23 protein-coding genes and 2 pseudogenes are annotated in these 26,429 nt (G+C 46.1%); 8 read left to right on the top strand and 17 right to left on the bottom strand.

Annotated features, from left to right (window positions below; genetic code table 11):
* Positions 1-103 precede the first annotated feature (103 nt).
* Positions 104-916 (bottom strand): YdcF family protein, encoded by an 813-nt coding sequence (locus BOQ04_RS06850; protein WP_076024015.1) that lies wholly within the window; start codon positions 914-916, stop codon positions 104-106.
* A 64-nt stretch (positions 917-980) separates the two neighbouring features.
* On the opposite strand from BOQ04_RS06850, the gene BOQ04_RS06845 reads away from it, so the two are divergent.
* Positions 981-2,456 carry a cryptochrome/photolyase family protein gene (locus BOQ04_RS06845; RefSeq protein ID WP_076024014.1) on the top strand — a complete coding sequence of 492 codons (1,476 nt, stop codon included), beginning with the start codon at positions 981-983 and terminating at the stop codon, positions 2,454-2,456.
* Between the two features lie 45 nt (positions 2,457-2,501).
* Positions 2,502-3,341: a symmetrical bis(5'-nucleosyl)-tetraphosphatase gene (locus BOQ04_RS06840; RefSeq protein WP_076024013.1), complete on the top strand. Its 840-nt coding sequence runs from the start codon at positions 2,502-2,504 to the stop codon at positions 3,339-3,341.
* 5 nt (positions 3,342-3,346) lie between these two features.
* Here the strand turns inward: BOQ04_RS06840 and hemL are convergent, their stop codons facing one another.
* The 10 genes from hemL to BOQ04_RS06790 all read right to left on the bottom strand — a co-directional run bounded on the left by hemL (position 3,347) and on the right by BOQ04_RS06790 (position 14,059).
* On the bottom strand, positions 3,347-4,639 hold the full coding sequence (gene hemL, locus BOQ04_RS06835; protein ID WP_076024012.1) for a glutamate-1-semialdehyde 2,1-aminomutase: 1,293 nt from the start codon (positions 4,637-4,639) through the stop codon (positions 3,347-3,349).
* Positions 4,640-4,677: 38 nt separating this feature from the next.
* The gene (locus BOQ04_RS06830; protein WP_076024011.1) at positions 4,678-4,848 is read right to left on the bottom strand and encodes a rubredoxin; all 171 of its coding nucleotides are present in this window, start codon (positions 4,846-4,848) and stop codon (positions 4,678-4,680) included.
* A 46-nt stretch (positions 4,849-4,894) separates the two neighbouring features.
* The gene (locus BOQ04_RS06825; protein WP_076024010.1) at positions 4,895-6,364 is read right to left on the bottom strand and encodes a THUMP domain-containing class I SAM-dependent RNA methyltransferase; all 1,470 of its coding nucleotides are present in this window, start codon (positions 6,362-6,364) and stop codon (positions 4,895-4,897) included.
* A 47-nt stretch (positions 6,365-6,411) separates the two neighbouring features.
* Entirely contained in the window at positions 6,412-6,837 is a 426-nt protein-coding gene (locus BOQ04_RS06820; RefSeq protein WP_076024009.1) for a CopD family protein, read from the bottom strand.
* A gap of 17 nt (positions 6,838-6,854) precedes the next feature.
* Positions 6,855-8,132 (bottom strand): glutamate-5-semialdehyde dehydrogenase, encoded by a 1,278-nt coding sequence (locus BOQ04_RS06815; protein ID WP_076024008.1) that lies wholly within the window; start codon positions 8,130-8,132, stop codon positions 6,855-6,857.
* A 41-nt stretch (positions 8,133-8,173) separates the two neighbouring features.
* A complete protein-coding gene (holA, locus tag BOQ04_RS06810; RefSeq protein WP_076024007.1) occupies positions 8,174-9,235 on the bottom strand; it encodes a DNA polymerase III subunit delta in 1,062 nt (353 codons plus the stop codon).
* 18 nt (positions 9,236-9,253) lie between these two features.
* Positions 9,254-9,823, bottom strand: a complete 570-nt coding sequence (locus BOQ04_RS06805; RefSeq protein ID WP_198929301.1) for an LPS-assembly lipoprotein LptE — start codon at positions 9,821-9,823, stop codon at positions 9,254-9,256.
* A gap of 16 nt (positions 9,824-9,839) precedes the next feature.
* Entirely contained in the window at positions 9,840-12,497 is a 2,658-nt protein-coding gene (leuS, locus tag BOQ04_RS06800; protein WP_076024006.1) for a leucine--tRNA ligase, read from the bottom strand.
* Between the two features lie 36 nt (positions 12,498-12,533).
* Entirely contained in the window at positions 12,534-13,334 is an 801-nt protein-coding gene (gene dapB / locus BOQ04_RS06795; protein WP_076024005.1) for a 4-hydroxy-tetrahydrodipicolinate reductase, read from the bottom strand.
* 74 nt (positions 13,335-13,408) lie between these two features.
* Positions 13,409-14,059 carry an outer membrane protein assembly factor BamE gene (locus BOQ04_RS06790; protein ID WP_076024004.1) on the bottom strand — a complete coding sequence of 217 codons (651 nt, stop codon included), beginning with the start codon at positions 14,057-14,059 and terminating at the stop codon, positions 13,409-13,411.
* Between the two features lie 43 nt (positions 14,060-14,102).
* Between BOQ04_RS06790 and fur the strand changes: the two genes are divergently transcribed.
* A complete protein-coding gene (fur, locus tag BOQ04_RS06785) occupies positions 14,103-14,561 on the top strand; it encodes a ferric iron uptake transcriptional regulator (RefSeq protein ID WP_076024078.1) in 459 nt (152 codons plus the stop codon).
* Between the two features lie 81 nt (positions 14,562-14,642).
* Here fur and gap read toward each other — a convergent pair.
* Both gap and tkt read right to left on the bottom strand, forming a co-directional pair.
* Positions 14,643-15,672: pseudogene (gap, locus tag BOQ04_RS06780) on the bottom strand (type I glyceraldehyde-3-phosphate dehydrogenase).
* A 33-nt stretch (positions 15,673-15,705) separates the two neighbouring features.
* Positions 15,706-17,712 (bottom strand): transketolase, encoded by a 2,007-nt coding sequence (gene tkt, locus BOQ04_RS06775; RefSeq protein WP_076024003.1) that lies wholly within the window; start codon positions 17,710-17,712, stop codon positions 15,706-15,708.
* 44 nt (positions 17,713-17,756) lie between these two features.
* Between tkt and BOQ04_RS06770 the strand changes: the two genes are divergently transcribed.
* Positions 17,757-18,536, top strand: coding sequence for a 16S rRNA (uracil(1498)-N(3))-methyltransferase (locus tag BOQ04_RS06770; protein ID WP_076024002.1), 780 nt, complete (start codon positions 17,757-17,759; stop codon positions 18,534-18,536).
* A 10-nt stretch (positions 18,537-18,546) separates the two neighbouring features.
* On the opposite strand, the gene BOQ04_RS06765 is transcribed toward BOQ04_RS06770, so the two are convergent.
* Both BOQ04_RS06765 and BOQ04_RS06760 read right to left on the bottom strand, forming a co-directional pair.
* Positions 18,547-19,167 carry a barstar family protein gene (locus BOQ04_RS06765; protein WP_076024001.1) on the bottom strand — a complete coding sequence of 207 codons (621 nt, stop codon included), beginning with the start codon at positions 19,165-19,167 and terminating at the stop codon, positions 18,547-18,549.
* A 127-nt stretch (positions 19,168-19,294) separates the two neighbouring features.
* Positions 19,295-21,616, bottom strand: coding sequence for an NADP-dependent malic enzyme (locus BOQ04_RS06760; protein WP_076024000.1), 2,322 nt, complete (start codon positions 21,614-21,616; stop codon positions 19,295-19,297).
* An 84-nt stretch (positions 21,617-21,700) separates the two neighbouring features.
* On the opposite strand from BOQ04_RS06760, the gene thiL reads away from it, so the two are divergent.
* The 3 genes from thiL to BOQ04_RS06745 are packed head-to-tail and all read left to right on the top strand — an operon-like array spanning position 21,701 to position 23,790.
* Positions 21,701-22,726, top strand: coding sequence for a thiamine-phosphate kinase (thiL, locus tag BOQ04_RS06755; protein ID WP_076023999.1), 1,026 nt, complete (start codon positions 21,701-21,703; stop codon positions 22,724-22,726).
* A complete protein-coding gene (locus BOQ04_RS06750) occupies positions 22,723-23,298 on the top strand; it encodes a phosphatidylglycerophosphatase A family protein (protein ID WP_076023998.1) in 576 nt (191 codons plus the stop codon). Before thiL ends, BOQ04_RS06750 begins: the two co-directional genes overlap by 4 nt.
* On the top strand, positions 23,299-23,790 hold the full coding sequence (locus BOQ04_RS06745) for a CinA family protein (RefSeq protein WP_076023997.1): 492 nt from the start codon (positions 23,299-23,301) through the stop codon (positions 23,788-23,790).
* 7 nt (positions 23,791-23,797) lie between these two features.
* On the opposite strand, the gene corA is transcribed toward BOQ04_RS06745, so the two are convergent.
* Positions 23,798-24,763: a magnesium/cobalt transporter CorA gene (gene corA / locus BOQ04_RS06740; protein WP_076023996.1), complete on the bottom strand. Its 966-nt coding sequence runs from the start codon at positions 24,761-24,763 to the stop codon at positions 23,798-23,800.
* 73 nt (positions 24,764-24,836) lie between these two features.
* Between corA and pyrF the strand changes: the two genes are divergently transcribed.
* Entirely contained in the window at positions 24,837-25,688 is an 852-nt protein-coding gene (gene pyrF, locus BOQ04_RS06735) for an orotidine-5'-phosphate decarboxylase (protein WP_076024077.1), read from the top strand.
* Here pyrF and mtgA read toward each other — a convergent pair.
* Positions 25,678-26,425 (bottom strand): annotated as a pseudogene (mtgA, locus tag BOQ04_RS11025) (monofunctional biosynthetic peptidoglycan transglycosylase). The gene pyrF and the pseudogene mtgA overlap by 11 nt on opposite strands.
* Positions 26,426-26,429 lie beyond the last annotated feature (4 nt).

Here is a 26,429-nt window from a genome sequence, read left to right as displayed (position 1 = left end):
TCGGCCGAAAAAGAAATAGCGGGATCTAAATCAGACCTGGGGTCCGAAGCTTCATGGGAGGCTTTTTTGGCCGTAGACATATAGGTAATATTTTACCGAATATCTAGAGTTTTCCGGTAACCCAATAGGCAGCCAAACCAATTAACTCGTGTAGCAGTCGATTCCACAACCTAGACCCCTCGGTAAGATCAAAAACTCCCCAATGAACCGAGGAAACAGAGGTTCCCGTTTGATAATCGACCGGCACAGGAATTACCGCCATCTCTTGTTTCTCAAAAAGCTGAATAGAGCGATACATATGGCTCGCAGAGGTAATCAAGAGCACAGGCTTGATTGCTTCATTTTCACCATGGATTTGCTTCAATATTTGTTTAATAAACAATACATTTTCATAGGTATTACGTGATTGATTTTCATAATAGCCAGGATGCCCTTCCAAGCCTTGCTCATGTACCAAAGCCCTAAAAGCATCTGCCTCAGAAATGCCTCTGGGTACGAGCTTGCCCGAAAAACCACTATAAATAAAAGGGGTGTTTGGGTGTGTGCGCATCAACTCCAAACCCTTAGTGACTCGCTCCGCAGAGCCCTCTAGAGATACCTCGCCACGCTCGGGACCTATGAGTCCGCCTTCGACTGCGCCACCCAAAATAACAATAGCTCCTATCTGCTCCCCTGCAATACTCGTTAAAGGTGATTTTGGAACAAGGTCTTCTAAAACACGGAGGGGGAGCTCAGAAGTAGGTAGGTAACCCACTACCAACAAATCAATCAGCCCGAGTAGTAAAAACCGTTTAACTAAATGGGTTTTTCTAAGAGCCAGGAAAAGAACAGATAACAATATAAATAAGAGAGCCCAATTGAGAGGCTCAATACCAAACTGCACCACTTTAGAAAGAATAAAAAAGATCGTATCCATTGTTAATAGGGATCTTAACCCGCCCATCAAGCAAGACCCCTCAAATAGCCCTAATATAGGGGCTATGCAAAAAGCACTTGTTTGGCTCCGTCGCGATTTACGCCTGTATGACCAGGCAGCCCTGCATCACGCCCTTAAAAATAGCGGCTCAGTTTGGCTGGCATTTATATTTGATCAGGAAATTCTTGAGCCTTTAATCGAAAAGGACAGCGTCAATGAACTCACGCCCGATCGGCGGGTTGATTTCATTTGGCAAGGACTGAAACAATTGGATGCTGAACTGCGACAGCAAGGTGGCGGGCTGATTGTGCAATTTGGTAAACCAGTTGATTGCATTCCTCAAATTGCGCAAGCACTGGGAGTACAAACCGTTTACACCAATCATGACTATGAACCGAGCGCCATTGCCAGAGATACGGCTGTATCTGTCTTACTAAAAAAGCACGGTATTGAATTTGAGACTTTTAAAGATCAAGTCATTTTTGAGAAGAAAGAAATTCTCACTAACTCGAATACGGTCTTTTCTATTTTCACGCCGTATAAAAATAATTGGCTCAAAACATTACAAGATAAAGATTTGGCCGCCTATGACTGCACCCCAAAAAAGGGCCAATTTGCAGCCATCCCAAAACCGCTAGATAAACCGCTCCCCTCACTAGAATCCATGGGCTTTTGTACCACTGGGATTGAAAGCCATCTCCCACCTAGCCCCGAGGGAGGCCAAGCTCTTCTAGAAGATTTTTTAACACGCATTGATCACTATCAAATTGGTAGAGACTTCCCCGCAGTGAAAGGAGTCAGCTATCTCTCAACTCATTTACGCTTTGGCATGCTCTCGATTAGAGGGTTGGTGCGAGAAGCGCACCGCCGGATGCTAGCCGGAAGCATGGGTGCGACGATTTGGCTCAGCGAACTCATTTGGCGTGATTTCTATTTCATGATTTTGTCTAATCATCCACGACTAGCGGATGGTGTGAGCTTTAAACCTGACTACGACAACATTGAATGGGAAAGCAGCTCTCACGCTAAAAAACTATTTACCGCATGGTGTGAGGGTAAAACAGGCTATCCACTGGTAGATGCCGCCATGCATCAACTCAATCAAAGTGGCTATATGCATAATCGTCTGCGGATGGTGGTAGCCAGTTTTCTAACAAAAGATTTGGGAATCGATTGGCGCTGGGGTGAAGCCTACTTTGCTAAGCATCTCAATGATTTTGAGCTATCTTCAAATAATGGTGGATGGCAGTGGGCCTCCTCTTCGGGTTGCGATGCACAGCCGTATTTCCGCATATTTAACCCCATTACCCAATCAGAGAAATTTGATCCAGAAGGTAAATTCATCAAACGTTATTTACCTCAGTTAAGCAAGCTTTCAAAAAAATCCATTCATGCGCCATGGCGCTCAGGGCATATTGAGCTTGAGGCAGCCGACTTACTACTGGGACGAGATTACCCTTTACCAGTTGTCGATCATGATGAGGCGCGCAAAAAGACCTTGGTTCGATATAGCGTTGTCAAAAAAGTTACCCCTGAATAAGTATTGAATTTTGTAGTGTTACGCAATTACCCTTTAAGATAAGACATGAGCAAGATTTATGCTGTTGGGGATGTGCAGGGATGCGCACCTTCCCTGAAGTCCTTAATTAAAAAAGTTCCCGCCAAATCAAATTTGATTTTCTTGGGGGACTTGGTTAATCGCGGCCCAGATTCATTGGGAGCGCTGCGCATACTTAAAAAGTTACAAGAAAGTGGTCGCGCTGAATGCATCTTAGGCAACCATGACCTTCATTTGCTAGCCATTGATGCGGGTCTACGCAAACCCAAGGGGCTCGATACTGTCGATGGCATTCTGAAAGCTCCTGATCGTGCAGAACTGATTGATTGGATCCGCAATAGGCCAATGGCCCTTAGCAACGGCAAAGTACTTGCTGTACATGCCGGCGTTCTCCCGCAATGGAGCCTAGAGCAAACACTTGAATACGCACATGAAGTAGAAAAAGTCTTGCGCAAAAAAACTTATAAAGACTTTCTGGCCAATATGTATGGCAATACCTCCAATAAATGGACAAATTCTCTTAAGGGCTATGAGCGCTTAAGAGTAATTACCAACACACTCACACGTTTACGTTTTTGCACACCATCCGGACAAATGGAGTTTGAGAGTGCCCAGGGATTAGAAAAGGGTCCTAAAGGTTACGTACCGTGGTTCAAGGCACCTAAACGCAAAACCGAGGAGACCCTAATTTATTTTGGCCACTGGTCAACACTAGGACTCCTAAGACAAAACAATGTGATTGGTCTGGACACCGGTTGCGTATGGGGCGGCAAATTGACTGCGATGGAAGTCCCGGATTCCAATCAAGACTCTAAAAAATTAGAGATTATTCAAGTGGCTGGCTATAAGCATCCACTACGCATGTAGGCCGCTTACATCCGTTTAAACGCTTTTTCTGCTGCAGTAATGATTGCTGCTACTACTTCGTTATCGTGGGCAATCGAAGTAAATCCAGCTTCATAGGCTGATGGTGCCAAGTAAACACCTTCATCCAACATTGCATGAAAGAATTTCTTAAAAGCATCGATATTGGTTTTAGTCACTTCCTCAAAAGAGGTGGGGACTTTGGATGCAAAATAAAAGCCAAACATGCCGCCTACGCTATCCACAGCAAACGGAATCTGTGCTTTATCAGCAGCTTGCTTTAAGCCAGCCATCAGTTTTTCGGTTTGCGCAGTAAGACATTCATAAAAGCCCGCACGAGAAATAATCTCTAAAGTCTTTAGCCCAGATGCAACGGCGACTGGATTGCCAGATAAAGTACCTGCCTGATAGACATTACCCAAAGGGGCAAGCTTGGACATAATCTCTTTTTTACCCCCGAAAGCAGCCATGGGCATACCGCCACCCATCACCTTCCCTAGGCAAGTTAAATCGGGAGTAATACCCTGCAATGACTGCGCACCCCCTAATGCCACTCGGAAACCCGTCATGACTTCGTCATAAATCAATACCGCACCATGCTTGGCAGTCAGACTGCGCATTGCACCCAAAAACTCACTCGCAGGCTGAATTAAATTCATATTACCGGCAATGGGCTCTAAGATGACTGCTGCAATGTGATCGCCCTGATTTTTAAATACTTCCTCGAGCGCTGCAACATCGTTATACGGCAATACGAGGGTATGCTTTACTAAATCATGTGGCACGCCACCAGAAGAGGGCGCATTTTGAGTTGAATCAGCAAAAGTTAATAAACCTGAACCCGCTTTTACTAATAAGCTGTCAGCATGCCCGTGATAACAGCCCTCAAATTTAATAATCAAATCACGACCGGTATGACCACGGGCTAAACGCAAGGCACTCATCGTTGCCTCAGTGCCGCTAGAAACCATGCGGACCTGCTCAACGCTGGGCATTAATTCACAAAGGCGCTCGGCCAACTCGATTTCACCTTCGGTAGGCGCGCCGTAACTAAAACTGGTTTCTGCTGCTCTTTGTACGGCCTCTACTACTTCAGGATGGGCATGACCAACAATCATGGGGCCCCAGGACATAATTAAATCTATATAGCGCTTATCCTCTGCATCCCAAAAGTAAGGGCCTTTTGCGCGGGTGACAAAACGCGGTGTTCCGCCAACTTGACGAAATGCACGCACTGGAGAATTCACGCCACCCGGAATGGTCTTTTGTGCTCGCTCAAATAAAACGTCGTTTTGTCCCACAATCTTTTCCTCAGTTTGATACTGATATCGATGACAAATTAAATCGCCATCATTTCAAAATCTTCTTTACGTGCACCGCATTCTGGACATGTCCAATTGATAGGTACGTCTTTCCAAAGGGTCCCGGGCGCGATTCCCTCTTCTGGTAAGCCAGCAGCTTCATCGTAGACCCAACCACAAATGAGACACATATAAGTTTTAAATTCCATGGTGCATTCCTAATAGCTTTGTTAACTAATTTGACTCTATTTGATTTTAAGACGCTTTGGTCTCAGAAGAGGCATTTACAAAATCTCGTTTTGCATGCATCTCGAATTTAAATAGACGGCACTCAAGAGGTCCATTAAATAAAGGAGTGCGTTTGGATTCCTTGATGCGTAATTGGCCAGGTAAAGCCATATCTGCAGTCAGTACAAATACATTCCAACCACCAAATGCATCCTTCAAATGCTGACCAAACTGTCTTAGAAATTCAACAAATTTAGGGTCTTGCTCCTCTTCTGCCTGAAGACGCTTCAACGATTCACGGCTTGAACGCTTCGCACTCTGGCGGCCCGTCTCTAAGTTATGTGCAAAACGATCCTCAGGCTCCTCCTGATCGTAGTCAGACTCTCTGCCGCTCTCGCGATCCTGACCGCGACCACCCTTAATCACCAAACGCTCACCATAGGGAGGGTTCAGCAACATGACACCACCCTGAGTATTTCCAGGTGGCTTGCTCGCTAGAGCATCAATCTGCCTTGTCACTGGTAAACCTGGTAATTGAGCGCGCTGCCAATTACCTTTAAACATCGCAACCAATCTCTCATTGATATCACCGCCACTAATACCCAAAGATTGGGCATCTGGGAATTGCTTACGCTTCTCAAGTACTTCTGCCAGCGATGCCTCTTTAAGGGCTGACCAGCGCTTTTGCTCAGCTGGTGTATTAAAGGGCTTGAGCCTTTGAAAACCAAAACCATGTGCGCTGGTCACCAGTGGTCGATAGGCCAGGCGACTTGGTTTGACATCATCACCATACATTCCTGCACGAATTGCTCCTGGCGGAATAGCCAAGGCCATTTGGGCTGCTTCAATTAAGAAAGTGCCGCTACCGCACATTGGATCAAACAAAGTTTGGGATGGCTTCCAACCGGTAATCGATAGAATGCCAGCGGCTAAATTTTCTTTTAAAGGAGCATCACCTTTTTCATCCCGCCAACCGCGCTTAAATAAGGCTTCACCAGAAGTATCTAAGTAGATCGTGACATGAGTTGCCGTTAAATGCGCCTGGACACGCACATCCGGAAATGCTGTATCAATGCTTGGTCTGTCACCAGTCACATCCCGCAAGCGATCCACAATGGCATCTTTAATCTTCAGCGTTGCAAAATTAAGACTTTTTAAGGGTGAGCGATGGGCAGTGACATCGACTCTCAAGGTTTGGTTAGAGTCAAACCACTCTTCCCAAGCTAAGCCACTGGCTAATTTGTATAAATCTTCTTCTTGTCTATATGGCGCTTGGGCCAATTCAAGTAAAACCCGACTGGCAATACGTGAATGGAGATTAAGAGCCATTGCCCCAGCGAGGGGCGCAGCCAAACCAACACCACCAGTAGGGCTTGTTGGAGTAGGCGCAATCACCCACATACCCAAGGCCTTCGAATCTGGACGAGCGGCAATCGTCGCTAATTCATTAGCAAGTGGAACTTCTAGTCCGCCGGGACAAACAACAAAAAATCTCATGAGACTAGCAATCTAAATAGGATGAAAGAGGATGGTGAGTCAAGCCCTTAAGGCTTGAGCACTACCAAAGCAACAATAATGATGAGCAACAGTACGGGCACTTCATTAAACCAGCGATACCAAACTCCAGTTTTTGTATTTTTCTGTTGACGAAATTTTTTCAACAAACTCCAGCAAGCATGGTGATAACCAATCACCAAAATGATAAAGGCTAGCTTAATGTGCATCCATATCTGTCCCGCGCCAATGCCAAAATAAAGCCAGAGACTAAAGCCAAGTAAAACCGCAGGCACAGCCAAGATAGTCATGAAACGAAACAGGCGATCGGCCATTCCTAAGAGGCGCTCATAAGCAAAGCTATTTTTTTCTTCGGCTAAATTTACAAAAATACGTGGCAGATAAAATAAGCCCGCAAACCAAGAGGCAATAAAGACAATATGAAATGTCTTGACCCACAAATATGCATTACCCATATTGATATCCTAAAAAATTAAGTGCGGATCTCGCCATGACCCATCACAACGTATTTGAGAGATGTCAGTCCATCCAAACCGACAGGGCCACGGGCGTGTAGCTTGTCATTTGAAATACCAATTTCTGCGCCAAGACCATATTCAAAACCATCTGCAAAACGGGTACTCGCGTTGACCATCACACTCGCACTATCCACCTCACGTAAAAAACGATGCGCTTGTGATTGATTGTTAGTGATAATGGCATCCGTGTGCTTGCTGCCATAACGTTCGATATGATTCATCGCCTCATCCATATCGGCTACCGTTTTAATGGACAAAATAGGCGCGAGGTATTCAGTCTGCCAATCCTCCTCCGTGGCATCAACCAAGCCCGAGAATCCAGCAGCCTCTAATGTCTTGCGTGTAGCAGTATCTACACGGAGCTCGACACCTTTATCTTGATAAATTTTGCACAGCAAAGGCAATACAGTTGGACCAATATTTTGATTAACCAATAAAGTTTCCATTGCATTGCAAGGTGCGTAGCGCTGCGTCTTGGCGTTATCGCATACTTTTACCGCCATTGCGACATCAGCATCCGCATCGATATAGGTATGACAAATTCCATCCAAATGCTTAATCATTGGCACGCGAGCTTCAGCCATCAAGCGGGCAATCAAACTCTTACCGCCACGAGGAACAATCACATCGATATATTGGGTCATTGTGATCATTTCACCAACGGCACTGCGATCTGTAGTACTGACGACCTGTACCGCATCCATTGGTAAATGAGCGGCAGCTAAACCTGCTTGAATGATTTTTGCAAGCAAGGTATTGGAATCAATGGCTTCAGAGCCACCACGCAAAATGACAGCATTTCCTGATTTCAAACAAAGAGAGGCTGCATCAATGGTGACATTTGGTCGAGACTCATAAATAATGCCAATCACACCCAAAGGGACACGCATTTGTCCTATCTCGATCCCCGAGGCCTGTTTTTGTAATGCAGAAATTTTGCCGATCGGATCATCTAATGAAACAATTTGCTCTAAACCCAAAGCCATCGTTTCGATGGTCTTAGGTGTCATCGTTAAGCGATCAACAAAAGCTGCGTCTTGGCCATTTTTCCTGGCGCGATCTACATCGATCTGATTAACGACTTGAATCTCGCTTGCTTGCTCACGTATTAATTTGGCGATATGTAATAACGCCTGATTCTTTTGTTCGCTAGATGCCCGCGCCATAGCGCGCGAAGCAGCGCGTGCTTTTTGCCCTATTTCCTGCATCATTTCTTTAATTGAAGCACTCATTTTCTGACTTTATATCTACTCTGTATTAAATGGAAATACTACTAACGCAATAAATTGCCCACCAAACGTAATCCGTCCCAGGGATCAGCCGGTAGTTCTGGCACATGAAGGCCCTTTACTTGTCGATCCAACCCAGCCGCTACCTGCATTGCTCTGCGCAATTTAAGTGGCTGAATCCTTTTTAAGGCTGCAGGATAAAGACGCTCCTTATTGCCCCACACCCGATTGGCGCGCATTAATTGCTGAACTGATTCGCCGGCATCACTTGCGACCTTCAGCTTAGATAGTAGTCGAAGCTCTTCAGTAACGCTCCACAGAATAAGAACAAGTGGCTCACCCTCACCCTTCAACCCATCCAGCATTCGATTTAAGCGCGGCAAGTCACCAGCTAACATCGCCTCAGTCAGCTCAAATACGTTATATCGAGCAACCTTCAGAATGGCAACGCGGATCTGTTCTTCAGTTAAAACCCCTTTAGGGTAAAGCAAGCCCAACTTCAAAATTTCTTGGTGAGCTGCAATTAAATTACCCTCTACTTGATCGGCAATGAATTCCAAAGCACGTCGACCCTCTGGCCCAGAACTTACTTCCTGACCTTGCGTCTTTAGTCGTCCAGCAATCCATTGCGACAATAAGCCACGATCAAGAGAATCAATCTGTATAGCCATGCCAGCATCATCTAGGGCAGTAAACCAAGCAGATGTTTTTGTCTTGCCATCCAATTTGGGCAAAATGATACAAACGATTGTTTCTGGCCCATCAGCACCAGTGGACAGAGACGCAATTTGGGCGGCAAAATGCTTTAAAGCATCTGCCCCATCCCGTCCTGGTTTCCCCGTAGGAATGCGTAGCTCAACCCAGCGCTTATCACCAAATAAAGACATGGTCTGCCCCGCGTTCAATAGCGTACTCCAATCAAAACCACGCTCTTGCAGCATCACTTCGCGCTCAGTAAATCCTAATTTTTTTGCTAGACCACGTAGTTGATCGATTGCCTCCATCATCAGTAGAGGCTCATCTCCAGAAAATATATAAAGCGACTTTAAAGCAGCTGCACAAGTGAGCGACTTCAGATGAATTTGCAGGGCATCGCTTTTAACCATGCGATTAAACAATCACTCTTAAAAACTTTTAGATTGCTGGGATTTAGAGGAAGCAGCTAAGCGACGCAAAATCTGGACGGCCAAATCTTTACGCATCAAAGTTAAGAATTGCTGCTGCTGAGCATCGGTAGCTAACACGGTAGAGTTTGAAAAGTCCATATCACGACTGATATAGATTTCTGTATCCGGAAGAATGTCTGCACCCGCAGTATCAATCGCCCTAAAGCCGACGCGAATTGTTAGGCGATAGGCGGAAATTTGTCCGCTGGAGTTGTAAGTCAAAATCTCGCGCCCATATACTTCGTTAGTAATCTCCAACAAAACATCTGCATCTTTTGGATTAATCGCTACTTTTGCATCAGTTCCAGTGAGAATCACTTGCTGTAAATCATTACGCATGGGCGGTGTTGGGGAACCCGTAATCGCAATCACCCTATAGGGTAGATCGACCATCCCGCGCAAACGATAGCCACAAGCAAGCAAGCCACTTACGGGCGTCAAAACAAGCATCCCAAGCATCATTCGGCGCACAGGCAAAAAGTGTGTGCCCAATGTTGACTGCTTTGACTTGAGTTGATTTGCGCTCATATTTTCAGTTAAAAACTTAGGCCACAATATTGATTAGACGTCCAGGCACCACAATCACTTTCTTGGGCGCATTTCCATTGAGTGCCTTGAGGGCTGGCTCACTTTGCAATGCTAGAGCCTCTACCTGCTCTTTGCTAGCATCGGCTGGCACCCGAATATCCCCACGTAATTTTCCGTTGATTTGCAGCATCAAGGTGATTTCTGTTTGGACCAATGCCGCCTCATCCACCAATGGCCATGGGGCGTCTAATAACAAACCATAGGTTTTCACATAACCCATTTCATTCCACAAAGTATGAGTTAAATGCGGTACGACTGGATACAAAACGCGCAACAAAATACCAATGCACTCACGTAATACGGAAGCGCTAATTTCTGCCTTCTCACCAAGCTTGATAGGCTCAAGGATATTGAGCATCTTCATCGCAGCAGAAACTACCGTGTTGTACTGACGACGTTGATAGTCAAAGTTAGCTTGCTTTAAGATCGAGTGAATCTCGCGACGCAACTCTTTCTCTGACTCATTGAAAGCGGTTGGCAAATCAGGATTGGCATTCTCAATTGCCTCTGCTTGACTGCTTGAATACATCCAAATACGACGCAAGAAACGAGAGGCGCCGTCTACACCAGCGCCAGACCATTCCAATTGTTGTTCTGGTGGCGCAGCAAACATCACAAAGAGTCGCGCTGTATCAGCGCCATGCTGATCAATCAGTGCCTGAGGATCAACCCCGTTATTTTTACTCTTCGACATCTTTTCGACGCCGCCGATAATGACTGGCGTACCTGCAAAATCCCCTTTTAATTTAGCGCCTCGTGGACGGCCTTTTTCATCCAGGTCTAATTCGACATCCAAAGGGTTCAACCAAGTTTTTTTACCGGAAGCCTCTTCTGTGTAATAGGTCTCATTGAGGACCATACCCTGAGTTAATAGGTTTTGAAATGGCTCATCAAAGGTGATGATGTCTAAGTCACGCATCACCTTGGTCCAGAAACGCGCATAGAGTAGATGCAAGATAGCATGCTCAATGCCACCAATGTATTGATCCATTGGCATCCAATATTCATTACGGGCATCTACCATTGTCTTTGCATTAGGACCGGTATAACGCATGAAATACCAAGAAGAATCAACAAAAGTATCCATTGTGTCGGTTTCACGACGAGCGGGCTTACTGCACTTTGGACATTTCACATTCAAGAAGTCGGCACGTTTATTTAATGGATTACCACTTCCATCAGGCACGCAATCTTCAGGTAACACTACTGGCAAATCAGCCTCCGGCACTGGCACTGCTCCACAATCATCACAGTGAATGATTGGGATAGGCGTACCCCAATAGCGTTGACGTGAAATACCCCAGTCACGCAAACGGTAAGTGGTTTTAAGCTCACCAATACCCATTTTCTCTAAATCACTGGCTACTGCGGCTACCGCCTCTTCATGAGACATGCTATCGTATTTCCCGCTATTCAAACAAACTACATTGTCTTTTTGAGCGTACCAAGCTTCCCAATGTGTTGCATTAAATAAAGATGACTCACCCTTCAAGGCGATCACTTGCTTAATGGGGAGTTGATACTTCAATGCAAAAGCAAAGTCACGCTCATCATGGGCAGGAACACCCATCACTGCGCCATCTCCATAGCTCATCAATACATAGTTACCAACCCAGACTGGGACGGATTCGTTCGTGAGGGGATGCGTTACATATAAGCCCGTGAACATACCCTCTTTTTCTTGAGTGGCTAGATCGGCTTCAATGACGCTACCTGTTTTGCATTTCTCTATGAAAGCAGCCAATTGGGGATTGCTTAAAGCCGCTTGTGCCGCCAATGGATGCTCTGCTGCTACCGCACAATAGGTAACACCCATAATCGTGTCTGCGCGTGTAGTAAATACATAAAGTAAACCGTCTTGAATAAAATGACCATGGCTATCTTGAACTTCATGCTTAAAAGCAAAACGTACGCCACGACTTTTTCCAATCCAATTTTGCTGCATGGTCTTCACGCGCTCAGGCCAACCTAAGTTATCTAAGCCAGAGAGCAATTGCTCAGCATATGCGGTGATATTGAAGTAGTAGCCAGGAATCTCACGCTTTTCGACTAAAGCGCCAGAGCGCCAACCACGCCCATCAATCACTTGCTCATTGGCCAATACGGTTTGATCTATTGGATCCCAATTAACAAGTTGAGTCTTGCGATAAGCAATTCCCTTTTCGAGCATTTTCAAAAAGAGCCATTGATTCCAACGATAGTAATCTGGACTGCAGGTAGCTACTTCACGCGACCAATCAATTGCCAACCCCATCGCAGCCATTTGCTTTTTCATGTAAGCGATGTTGTCGTAGGTCCACTTTGCAGGGGGAACTTGATTCTGTATGGCCGCATTTTCAGCTGGCATACCAAATGCATCCCAACCCATCGGCATCAGAACGTTATAACCCTGCATTCTGAGTTGACGTGCCATCACGTCATTGATGGTGTAGTTACGTACGTGACCCATATGCAACTTACCGGAAGGATAAGGCAACATTGAGCAGGCGTAATACTTTGGCTTTGGTTTGCCAGAAGCATCTAAAGCATCTTCCGATACCTTGTATACCCCAGCGTTAATCCAATCAGCTTGTGCTGCCGCTTCAATACTGCGGTAGTCATAGTCCTTACTCATTCAATACAACTCTTTTCTTCTTTTTTAATTGACTAATTATTGACGCAAGCCTAGAACATCTTGCATGTCATACAAGCCCGAGCTTTGTGTTTGAAGGAAACGTGCGGCTCGCAAAGCGCCCTCAGCATAAGACTGGCGACTAGACGACTTATGACTAATCTCGATCCGCTCACCCTCTCCAGCAAATAGCACTGTGTGATCGCCAACAATATCGCCACCGCGAATCGTAGCAAAACCAATTGAGCCTGCTCGACGCTCCCCAGTATGGCCTTCACGCGCATACACCGCCACATCAGCCAGCTTCTCACCTAATGCATCAGCAATCACTTCGCCCATCCTCAGCGCTGTACCAGACGGGGCATCCACCTTATGACGATGATGGGCCTCAATCACTTCGATGTCGTAACCTTGGTTCAACATCTTTGCGGCAATTTCTAATAACTTAAAAGTGGCGTTGACACCAATGCTCATATTTGGGGCAAAGATGATTGCTAAACTTTGGGAAGCAATCTTCAGACTATCAATTTGCTCGGCGGTTAAGCCAGTGGTGCCAATAATCATTTTGGTACCGGTTTTTTTAGCTACTTCCAAATGAGCCATCGTGCCCTCAGGGCGAGTGAAATCAATCAGATATTCGGCACCTTCCAATACTTGCGCGATATTGTCAGAAATAATGATGCCGGTAGTTTGACCCAAGAATGCACCCGCATCTTGCCCGAGATATTCTGATGCAGCATGCTCAAGCGCACCAACCAATTGGGCATCAGGCGTTTTTAAAACGGTCTCGATCAATATTTTTCCCATGCGCCCTGTTGCGCCGGCAATTGCAATCTTCATCATTTGATTCTTCGTTTCTTATTTAAGATATTGAGACTGATTGGCATCACTCAGTAATAAACAGATTTACTTTATTACTGAGGTGTAAGCGGATCGCTAGTAGAGGCAGGCGCTTCTGAGGCTGGCGCTGTTGAAGCGGAGGCTGCTGCCGATATATTATCTGTTGTACTAGGCACCAATTGTTCTGGTTGTTGCAATGGAGGCGTCTCAGGACCTTTTCCAGTGCCAGTAACTACTTGCCAGAATGAACGTTTGGTTTTTGCATAGCCATCAATTTCAGCTACCATTTCCACTTCAGTTGGCAATGCATCGCCATCGAACTTGACTACCTTGTCATCCTCAAAAAAGACGGTTACGCGTCTTTCTTTGCCAATCACTTGACGCGCGCGTTTATATTCAAAAATATAATCCCAACGATTTGCATGGAAATAATCCGCCAACAGAGGTGTGCCTAAAATCTGACGAACTTGCTCGCGACTCATGCCAACCTTTAATTTGGAGTACTGCTCACTGGAGATGAAGTTGCCTTGCACAATGTCTGGAACATAAGGCCTAAAAATTGAATTCATCCAGTTCCGCTGCACTTCATCCACACTGGTAGTGCAACCCCCGATCCCGAGACCCATCAACAAGGTGAGTGTCAAGAATCCAAGGCGCGCAGTTTGGCGCGAGTGCTTCGCACAAGGGGTCAAAAGTCGATTAAATAGTTGAAGGCAATTTTGCATGGCTGGCCGTATCATTAAGACCTTGATTTTAGCTCGCAAAGCCATGAATACGAACCAAAACCCTACTCCAGCCGATTTACGGGATATTGGCCTTAAAGCCACAGGCCCACGCATGAAAATTCTTGATTTTTTTCACCAGAACGGGGGCACACATTTCAGCGCAGAGGATGTCTTTAGAGCGCTAGCAAAAGATGATCAAGACATTGGTTTAGCCACGGTTTACCGGGTCTTGACTCAATTTGAGCAGGCTGGCCTACTCATTCGCAGTCATTTTGAATCCAGTAAAGGTGATAGCCGCGCAATTTATGAGCTCAATGAAGGTCAACACCATGATCATCTTGTATGCCTTGATTGTGGGCATGTTGAAGAGTTTGTTGACGAGGCAATTGAAAAAAGGCAGCAAGATATTGCCAAAAACCTTGGATTTACCCTGCAAGAGCACTCTTTAGCCCTTTATGGGCACTGTCAGAAGAAGAATTGCCCCAATAAATCGAAGACTTAATGAAAAAAGACCTCTAAATGAGGTCTTTTTCAGATAATTACTTAATTTTGACAACTTTTAAGTAATTTTAGATACTTTTAATTACTTTACAGCCATCAAGGCCTCGGCTGCATTGAGCATCTGCACTGAATAACCCCACTCGTTATCGTACCAAGCCAATACTTTGACTAATTTTCCGTCAGTTGATACACGGGTTTGTGAGGCATCGTAAATACTTGGGCGAGGGTCATGGTTAAAGTCAATTGAAACCAAAGGCAGGGTGTTAAAGCCCAAAATACCCTTGAGTTCGCCTTCGCTTGCAGTCTTCAAGATCGTGTTGACCTCATCCACACTGGTCGCACGGCTAGCGGCAAAGGTTAAATCAACGACCGAAACATTAATGACCGGTACGCGCATCGCAAAACCATCGAAACGCCCCGCTAGTTCAGGCAAAACCAAACCAACCGCTTTAGCTGCACCTGTTTTAGTAGGAATCATGCTGGTGACTGCAGAACGTGCGCGGCGCATATCCTTGTGATAAACGTCAGTCAACACTTGGTCATTGGTAAAAGCATGAATGGTTGTCATCAAACCAGACTCAATACCAATCTTTTCTAACAATGGTTTGACCAAGGGAGCCAAACAATTTGTTGTACAACTTGCGTTGGAAACAACAATATCGCTTGGCTTTAAGACATGTTGGTTTACGCCATACACAATCGTAGCGTCCACATCTTTTTCACCAGGCGCAGAAATCAGTACTTTTTTTGGCGCCTTGGTTAATGTGAACCATGGCTTTTTCTTTAGATGTGAATTTTCCAGAACACTCTAATACCAAATCCACACCCAATTCACCCCAAGGCGTCTCCAATGGATTACGGGTGGAGAACATTTTGATGCGATCGCCGTTCACCACCATATGATCACCATCTACTTTTACCTCAGCAGGGAAACGACCATGCGCAGAATCATATTGCGTTAAATGCGCATTGATATCAATGTCGCCCATCGCGTTGATCGCAACAATCTTGATGTCACGTCTTGGCTTGCCGTTCACCTGATCTTCATACAGGGCACGCAAAACCATGCGGCCAATACGTCCATATCCATTAATTGCTACACGAATTGTCATTCCATTCCCCTTACTAATATTCAAATTGGTTGTTTACTCATTAGCCTCAGCATGAGCAATGCATTGCTTCACTGTCTTAGTAATCTGATCCACGGTTAAACCAAAATACTCATAGAGCGCAGGCGCTGGGGCTGATTCACCAAAAGTATCAACGCCATGTACGGCGGCGCATCCATACTTCCACCAACCATCGGTCACACCCGCTTCAATCGCAATGCGCGGAATATTGGCTGGCAACACCTTTGCTTTATATGCAGTATCCTGCTGATCAAATACAGTGGTCGAAGGCATAGACACCACCCGAATACCAACACCTTCCTGCTCCAAACGTTCTGCAGTGTGCAGCGCTAAAGCAATTTCTGAACCAGTAGCAATCATCACCGCCTTGATCTTGAGCTTCTGTGGGTCACGCAATACATAAGCGCCGCGTGCAATATCTTTAATCTGCTGTGCATTACGAGAAACGAATGGGCAATTTTGGCGACTAAAGATCAATGCGCTTGGGCCATTCTTACGGGCCACCGCTGCCCCCCATGCCACCGCACTCTCTGTGGTGTCGCAAGGGCGCCAAACCATTAAGTTTGGAATTAAGCGCAAACTTGCGACATGCTCTACAGATTGGTGTGTTGGTCCGTCCTCACCCAAGCCAATCGAGTCATGCGTGAAAACAAAAATGCTACGCAACTTCATGAGAGCAGCCATACGAATGGCGTTGCGACTATAGTCGGAGAAAGTTAAGAAAGTTCCACCAAATGGAATGTAGCCACCGTGCAGGGCAATACCATTCATGATGGCGCTCATACCAAATTCGCGCACACCATAATTAATGTGGTTTCCCCATTGATCAGCACGCACTGGTTTACATGCAGACCAGTTCGTTAAATTCGATCCAGTTAAGTCTGCAGAACCGCCCATGAACTCAGGTAAAGCAGGTGCCAATGCTTCAATCGCATTTTGACTTGCTTTGCGAGTAGCAATTGTTTCTGCCTTTGCTTGGCAAGTTTTTAAATAGGCTTCTAAGGTAGGGGCGAAGTCTTTCGACAAGTCACCTTGCATACGACGTTGCAATTGAGAAGCCAGCTCTGGAAATTTAGTTTTATACGCTTGGAATTGTTTATTCCACTCATGCTCAGCTGCTTGACCACGCTTCTTAAAATCCCATGCTGCATATATATCATTTGGAATTTCAAATGGGGCGTAGGGCCAGTTCAGTGCTACACGAGTAGCAGCAATTTCAGCAGCGCCCAGTGGTGAGCCATGCACCTTATCACTACCAGCCATATTAGGCGAGCCTTGACCAATCGCAGTCTTACAGCAGATGAGTGTTGGCTTGTCGCTTTTCTTAGCCTGTGCAATCGCTGCAGCTACCGCTTGCGCATCATGGCCATCTACGGCGCGAATGACATTCCACCCATAAGCCTCGAATCGTTTTGGCGTATCTTCATTGAACCAAGAAACCACTTTGCCATCAATAGAAATACCGTTGTCATCCCAGAGTGCAATTAACTTATTTAACTTCAGCGTACCAGCCAATGAACAAACTTCATGACTGATACCCTCCATCAAGCAACCATCTCCTAGAAATACATAGGTATGGTGATCTACGATTTTGTGACCGGGACGATTAAATTCTTCAGCAAGTAATTTTTCTGCAAGCGCCATTCCAACCGCGTTTGAAATACCTTGACCCAATGGTCCTGTGGTTGTCTCTACGCCAGGCGTCATTCCATACTCTGGATGACCTGGGGTTTTGCTGTGCAATTGACGGAAATTTTTTAACTCGCTCATTGGCAAGTCATAGCCAGTCAGATGTAAAAGTGCATAGAGCAACATCGATCCATGTCCGTTTGATAAAACAAAACGATCACGGTTCATCCAATGTGGATCGGTTGGATTGTGCCGTAGGTGCTCATTCCATAGACCAACAGCAATATCAGCCATGCCCATTGGCATGCCAGGATGGCCAGAATTAGCCTGCTGCACTGCATCCATGGATAAGGCGCGAATAGCATTTGCCATTCGTATTTGAAGGTTCGACATTCTAAAAGTGGTCCCTGGGAAAATAAATTAGCTATATTTCAGTAATGCCTCAATTTTATCTTCCCAGCCCATGGCAATCCGAAAAGCCAACCGAGCTCACACCCGAGCTAGCCCATCATCTGCGTGTTCGACGCATTCCACCGGGTGAAAACTTCCCCATATTCGATGGAAAAGGGCAAATAGGCCAAGCTCACCTGCTTTCCTTAACTGGAAAGAGTGGTCTGGCGCAGATTAGTCAAATTCGCAGTGATACCCATCGGGAGTCTCCTTACGCGATTACTTTGGCACAAGGGTTGGCCGGAGGGGACAAAATGGACTGGACAGTCGAAAAAGCTGTAGAAACTGGCGCTCAAGTAATCGCCCCCTTGCAATGCGAGCGTTCAGTACTCAAATTAACCCGCTCAAGCGACCAGGAACGCGCCCAAAAACGTTTACTCCACTGGGTTGGGATTGTGCAAGCTGCATGCGAGCAATGCGACAGAACGGTATTTACCCAAGTTGAGCCCATTCAGAACTTGGCGGATTATCTTAAGGCGCCCCAAAAGCCATCCCTCAAGCTGCTTTTAAGTCCAGATGCCACTCAAAGCATGTATTCCGTACTCTTAGAAAATGGACCGCAAGATATTATTTTAATGATTGGCCCAGAAGGCGGTCACTCTCCAGAAGAAGAGGCTTTGGCAGAACGTGCTGGGTATCAAATTGTTTCCCTAGGCAGCCGAGTCCTAAGAACGGAAACGGCCGGAATCGTTGCGATCACGGCCGTACATAGCGTTTGGGATGCTCAAATACAGAAAGAACTACAAAAAGCTCTAAATAATTCTTAGAGCCTTCTATTTAGGCGAACGAGTAGAAGACGCGATAAGGTGTGCGACGTTCTGCCCAGAAATCGACAGCATCACGGAACACATCTAACAATGTCTCACGAGCCTCTTTGTCAAACTTCTGCGTGCAAGGCAAACCTTCCAACACCACTACAAAACCGGGTTGAGGGCCTGATTTATCGATAGTGGTTGTTAAGGCATCCAATAAAGGATCAAAATTTTTCGCTTGCTGCTTGGTGAAAGTATAGGCAATGGCAATAGCCTCCAACACCTCACCTTTGGTCAGTGCATGAGCGCAATTAGCGTAAATAAAGTGCTGACCAAGCTCCGTAGCCGCTTCCTGCAGATCAGGCGTACGGAAAGCACGAATAGATTGGACGATATTAGGCCGTACACTGCGCAACATAGCAGGCGGTCCGGCATCGCGAACGGCCAAAGCGGCACGCCAAGAAGCTGTCACTTTTTTCCCCGAAACTTGATTTGCTGCATAGGTTTGTAGACGAGATAAACCGCCCTGTGCATACACGTTGGCAGCAGATGATTCGGTTTCAAGACGATCATTACTATCCCAACTTTCAGCGCGGCTATGTTCGTCAAATCCTACCGTATTGTTGTTTTCTGAGCGATTATTCATGATGGGTGCTAGGTTACCCCTAACACGCCATCAAATCAAGCCCAAAAAGAGTGCATTTTATATAAACCTTTGATTTATATAAGAATAATAAATGTTTGTTATCACTAACTTACATTTAAAAAATTGCTTAAGACACCCCTCTTGCATTGCTAGCCGCCTCTACAACCGCCAAAGTAGTCACATTCACAATACGGCGAACCGTTGCTGCCGGAGTAAGAATGTGAATAGGCTTAGCAACACCAAGCAATAGTGGTCCAATTGCAATGCCATTGCCCGCCGCTGTTTTCAGCAAGTTGTATGAAATATTTGCAGCATCCATATTCGGCATCACCAATAAATTGGCATCGCCTTGCAGTGATGATGAAGTCACTGCACCGGCACGAATTGTTGCATCTAATGCGCTATCACCATGCATTTCGCCATCAATCTCGAGCGCAGGATCTGCTTTCTGAATTAAAGCCAATACTTCACGCATTTTGATTGCCGATGGCGCATTGCTTGATCCAAAGTTTGAATGCGACAAGAGCGCTACTTTTGGAACAATACCTAATTTCCGCATTTCACTAGCAGCCATCAAAGTAAGTTCGGCTAATTGCTCTGCAGTTGGATCGAGATTGATGTGAGTATCAACTAAGAACACTTGGCGCCCAGGAAGAATTAAGCCAGACATCGCACCGTAAACATTCGCACCAGGTTCATGGCCAATCACTTCGTCAATATATTTCAGATGGGTAGCAAGATTACCTATCGTTCCCGAAATCATGCCGTCTGCCATACCCTTTTTAACCAACAGGCTACCGATCAAACTATTACGACGACGCGTTTCTAATTTTGCATAGGCCTCTGAAACACCTTTGCGCTCAGTCAAGCTAAGGTAGGTTTGCCAGAAATCACGGAAACGTGCATCGCTTTCAGGATTCACAATCTCAAAGTCTTCACCAGCCTTCATGCGCAAGCCAAACTTGTCGATGCGGTACTCAATGACAGCAGGGCGACCAATCAGAATGGGTGTTGCAAGACGCTCATCAATAATGATTTGGACCGCACGTAAGACGCGCTCATCTTCACCTTCGGAGAACACAATACGCTTCTGATTAGCAGGTACATTTTTAGCAATGCTGAACAAGGGCTTCATCAAAGTACCTGAGTGGTACACAAACTGCTGGAGCTGATTGCGGTAAGCATCGAAGTCTTTAATCGGACGCTGCGCAACACCATCATCCATCGCCGCTTTTGCAACTGCTGGAGCAATCGCTGTAATTAAACGCGGATCAAATGGCTTTGGAATTAAATAATCAGGGCCAAAAGAAAGGTTTTCAATGCCATAGACTGAGGTAACCACCTCACTCTGCTCAGCTTGTGCCAGCTCAGCAACTGCTTTAACCGCGGCTACTTCCATGCCACGAGTGATAGTAGTTGCGCCCACATCTAAGGCACCGCGGAAGATAAATGGGAAGCATAAAACGTTGTTGACCTGATTGGGATAGTCAGTACGACCAGTGGCCATCACTGCATCAGGGCGAACTGCTTTTACTTCCTCAGGCAAAATTTCTGGTGTTGGATTTGCTAATGCATAAACCAAAGGCTTATCAGCCATTTTCTTCACCATATCTTGCTTCAGTACACCACCAGCAGATAAGCCCAAGAAAATGTCAGCCCCTTCAATTGCTTCAGACAGCGTTCTCAATTCTGTCTCTTGGCAGAATGGCTCCTTTTCAGGATCCATTAATTCTTTACGACCCTTGTAGGCAATACCAGCTAAGTCAGTCACCCAGATATTTTTACGTTGGATGCCTAAATCAACCAATAAATCTAAACAGGCCAAAGCTGCAGCGCCAGCACCTGAGGTAACCAGTTTCACGTCACCCACATTCTTACCGACTACTTTTAAGCCATTCAGAATCGCAGCTGCTACCACGATCGCTGTGCCATGTTGATCGTCATGGAAAACCGGGATTTTCATCCGTGCTTGCAATTTACGTTCAACTAGGAAGCAGTCAGGCGCCTTAATATCTTCTAGGTTAATGCCGCCAAAAGTAGGTTCAAGTGCAGCAATAATCTCAACCAACTTCTCGGGATCGGTTTCATTAACCTCAATATCGAATACGTCGATACCAGCAAACTTTTTAAATAGAACAGCCTTACCCTCCATCACCGGCTTACTTGCCAGCGGGCCAATATTTCCAAGGCCCAGTACGGCAGTACCGTTGGTGATCACGCCCACTAAATTTCCTCTAGCGGTATATCGAAACGCATTTGCCGGATCTTTAGCAATCTCTTCGCAAGCAGCAGCTACCCCAGGGGTATAAGCCAGCGCCAAATCGCGTTGATTGGTTAACTGCTTAGTGGGGGCAATCTCAATTTTTCCAGGAACTGGAAACTCATGATAGTGAAGGGCTGCCGCTCTTAAATCGGCAATTTCTTGTTCTTTGTTGCGTTCTTTGCTCATCGATTAACTCATTATTAAGTCATAGTGAAGTTTCTTATTCTAGTCCTCTCGCGTGGCGAAGGTCCAAGAGTCCTAAAATGGGGCATGTCTTCTCAACTTGGCGAATTCGAACTCATAGCCCGTTACTTCAAAATGGAGTCGGATGCAATGCTTGCCCAGGGCAAATCCGACGCTGGTTCACGAGTCCTGCTTGGGATTGGTGATGACTGCGCCATCCTAAAAGAAGCGGTGGGCGAAGAGCTGGCGATTACAAGCGATATGCTGGTTGAAGGCAGGCATTTTTTCAAGAATGTCGACCCTCGGTCCCTAGGATACAAAGCCTTAGCCGTAAACCTCTCAGACCTTGCTGCCATGGGCGCAAAGCCACTAGGTTTCACTTTAGCGTTAGCACTACCGCATGCTGATGGGCACTGGCTAGAGGCCTTTAGCCAAGGTCTATTTGAGATCGCCAATAAATACACATGCCCCCTCATTGGGGGTGACACAACCGCCGGACCTCTAACCATCTCGATCACTGCATTTGGCTCTATTCCCAAGGAAAAAGCCATTCGTAGATCAGGCGCAAAAGTACAGGATGACATCTGGGTTTCAGGAACGCTGGGTGATGCAAGATTGACTCTTGCTGCACTGCGTCATGAATTAACCATCTCTGCGCCCGACCTCCAATCAATTCAAATGCGCATGCACCAACCTGAACCGCGTATCACTCTTGGGCAAAGTCTCCAAGGCGTTGCGAGCGCCGCGCTTGATATTTCAGATGGCTTACTGGGGGATCTGATGCACATCCTTGAGCAGTCTCATGTTGATGCGGAAATATTACTTGGGAAATTACCTAAATCTGGGCTGCTATTGCAGCAAAGTGAAACTATCCAGAATCAGTTTGCTGCCTGTGGTGGAGATGACTATGAATTGTGTTTTACAGCCAAGCAAGAGCAGCGTGATCGCTTAAATCAAATCAGCCAAGAACTATCTCTTCCCCTGGCTCGAATTGGTACTATTAAAGCCATGCGCAATAGCAAGCCCTCCATTGATTTAATAGACTCTACTGGTCAACTGCTCGATAAAGATGCCACGGCCAGTCTGCTGCGATCTTTTGATCACTTTGCATGAATCTGCATATCAACACAACAACTAGTGCGACCCCGACACTAGGCTGGGTCTTCCAAAAGATCAACCGAATCCTGGCATTTGGCTTTGGCAGCGGACTAAGTCAAATCGCACCCGGTACAGCAGGCAGTCTTTGGGCTTGGGCAACATTTCTCATTGGGACTCTATTTTTAGAGCGCTGGCAATGCTGGTGGATTATTGGCATTGGGCTTGTTTTGGGCTGTCTGATTTGTGGCCAGGTGAGTGAAGAATTAGGCAAAAAAGATTTTGGTGGCATTGTTTGGGATGAAATAGTGAGCTTTTGGTTGATCTTGCTGCTTATCTCGCCCAGCTCTATTTACTGGCAGCTATTGGCATTTGCTCTCTTTCGATTTTTCGATGCGGTAAAGCCAGGCCCCATTGGATGGATTGATCGCTATTTCAAAACCCTCGAAGGGAATACCAGCGATACTCCCTCAAGCCATTTTGAAATCTGGTGGCGAGGCTTTGGTATCGTGGTCGATGATTTGGCTGCGGCCTTCTTCACCCTGATAGCCTTTGCTCTCGTTCAAGTTACCCTAAAACAATTCTCATAAATGAATCTAAGCCTGAGTCAAGCGGTTGCGAATGCCTTGATTGCGCGAGGCTGGACTTTGGCGCTTGCCGAATCCTGTACTGGCGGCCTCGTAAGTGCTGCACTTACTGAATTACCAGGCTCTAGCGCTTGGTTTGAGCGCGCTTATATCACCTATAGCAATCAAGCTAAAGTAGAGTGCTTGGGCGTACCAATCGAAATGATTGACTCCTTTGGCGCAGTCAGTGAACCGGTGGCAATCTCGATGGCACAGGGCGCAAGAAAGAATGCTGCGGTCAATGTCGCCATTTCTATTACAGGTATCGCTGGCCCCACTGGTGGCTCACCCGAAAAGCCAGTGGGAACGGTCTGCTTTGCTTGGGCGCTGGGTGATGATACAAAACACACCACCTACAAAACCATGCACTTTGAGGGTGACCGCTCGAGGGTACGCATGCAAGCTTGTGAATACGCCCTCACTGAGCTTATTCACTTACTTGCCAGCCATCCATAAGCAAGGATTATTTCATCCAACCTTTGTGATGGAAGTACCACAGCGGGATAATCGCCGAGATCAACATCAACACCAGCGCTAATGGATAGCCCCACTCTAAATCCAGCTCAGGAATATGTTTGTAATTCATACCCCAGATACTGGCCAATAAAGTTGGTGGCATCAAGGCAACCGATACCACCGAGAAGATCTTAATAATCTTACTTTGGTTCAGATTAATAAAACCTACCGTAGCATCCATCAAGAAGTTGATCTTATCGAACAAAAAAGCAGTATGGTTTTCAAGAGAATCAATGTCGCGCAAAATCTGGCGCGCCTCTTCCTGTTGCTCATCAGAGAGTAATTTACTGCGCATTAAAAAAGATAAGGCGCGGCGCGTATCCATCACATTACGACGAATACGACCATTCGTATCTTCTTCTTTAGCAATGGTTTCCAAAACCTCTTCCGCTTCCGAGTCATTAATGTCATCGGAAAGTACTTTTTTTCCTGCCAGCTCGAGGTTTTCATAAACCTCTTCCAAGGCATCTGCAGAATATTCAGCATCGGTTGAATACAGATCAAGCAACACATCTTTTGCATTACTCACAGAACCAGGACGCAAACGCGCGCGTAAACGCACCAAACGGAAAACGGGTAAATCTTCATCGTGAATGGAGAATAAGACTTGTTTGGTCAATACAAAAGCCACTCGAATATTTCGGGAGGTTTCCTCTTCATCCAATAAGAAATCGGTGCGAATATGCAAGTGACCGTCATCCGCTTCAAAATAGCGGGCTGATGCTTCTAAGTCGCCCAAATCATCCAATTCAGGCAATAAGACACCAAAAGCTTCTTTAATCCAGACAAGCTCTTCCTCTTCTGGATCAACCACGTCGATCCAAATCGGATTTGAATATTGCAACAATTCATTGCGATCTTCGACTTGCTCTTGAGAGAGTCGGCCATTTTGTAGGACGAACAAGTTGATCATGGTGGACTCCTAAGGAATGTGCGCTAGTTTATCCTATAGAGATAGTAGTTTCATTAAACTAAGCGCAAATCAAATGAACTCAAACCCAAAAACCTTTAACGAGCAACTCCAATCCACATGGGCTTCCCAAGGCAGTATGCTGTGTGTTGGGTTTGACCCAGACCCAAAGCGCTTGCCCCCATCGCTTCAGGGGAAATCTGAAGGTATTTTTGAGTTTTGCCGAGAGATCGCTGATGCCACGGCTGATTTAGTCTGCGCCTTTAAGCCCCAGTTTGCCTACTTTGCTTCCCAAGGCGCGGAATCCCAGCTAGAAAAACTCGTCAAGCACCTTAAAAATAAATATCCTCATATTCCAGTCATACTGGACTCAAAACGGGGAGATATCGGCAGTACTGCCGAACACTATGCGCTCGAAGCCTTCGATCGTTATGGGGCTGATGCAGTAACCGTTAACCCTTACATGGGTTTTGATTCAGTAGAGCCCTACCTCAAACACGCCGGTAAAGGTGTCATTGTGTTGTGCCGCACCTCCAATCCCGGTGGATCAGATCTCCAATTTTTAAATATTGCCCCCAGCGGCGAACCGCTTTACTTGCATGTAGCTCGCTTAGCGGCAGAAAAATGGAATAGCTCGGGTCAATTAAGCCTGGTGGTGGGTGCCACATTCCCAGATGAAATTGCCAAAGTACGAGCTATTGTGGGAGAAATGCCTCTTTTAATTCCTGGGATTGGTGCTCAAGGTGGCGATATTGATGCAACCGTCAAAGCCGGCAGCATCGCTCATCGTCCCGGGACAGGCATGATGATCAACTCATCTAGGGCGATTCTGTATGCCAGTTCAGGCGCAGACTTTGCAGCCACCGCTCGAGCGGTGGCTATCAGCACCAGAGATGCACTTCGGGCTGCAGTGAAAATTACCGACTAGCAGCTTTTTTGGGGACTGGCGCCAGGACAACCCGATCCATGTTCTCCAAAATAAAATCTTGCCGTGCAGGAAAATTGAAATTGGCCCGGCGACAATATTGCGTCTTATCAAAGCATTTTGGGGCCGGGAGGGCTGCTGCCAAAATCGCAGCCTGCTCTCTACTGAGATTTTCTGGGCTGACGCCAAAGTAATGTACAGAAGCTGCGCCAATACCAAAAACCCCTTCACCCCACTCGACTGAATTTAGGTAAATCTCAAAAATACGCTGCTTTGTAAGCATGAGCTCTAATAAGCCAGTAATGATTAATTCTTGCGTTTTGCGGAAATAGTTTTGCTCTGAGGATAGAAAAAGATTTTTTGCCAACTGCTGCGTGATAGTTGAACCACCTCTTAAAGCAATCTTAGACTGACTCCCATGTTGGTGAGCTTGCTCTTTATTTTTTTCCCTAGGCTTTTTGCATATCCTCAACACGCACACCCTTGTGCTGAAAAAAGATATCGTCTTCACTCACCAAAATAGCCCGCTTTACATTTGCTGAGATCCGGTTATATGGTGTCCAAGTTTTTTGGATGGGGCACGAAAGGTGCCAAGAACACAAGCGCCATTGCTCGGATCGTTGAAAAGCGGTGCTACTTGGATTGAGCGTACTCCATACGCCAATCTGAATCACAAAGTAGATTTGCATCGCTAGCAAACTACCCAATACACACTTCAGAAAATAACTGAGCCAGCGCATAGGT

Source organism: Polynucleobacter sphagniphilus (assembly GCF_001953355.1).
GTDB classification, from domain to species: domain Bacteria; phylum Pseudomonadota; class Gammaproteobacteria; order Burkholderiales; family Burkholderiaceae; genus Polynucleobacter; species Polynucleobacter sphagniphilus.
The sequence above is the reverse complement of the archived record's forward strand: the minus strand, read 5'-3'. Positions and strand labels throughout refer to the sequence as shown.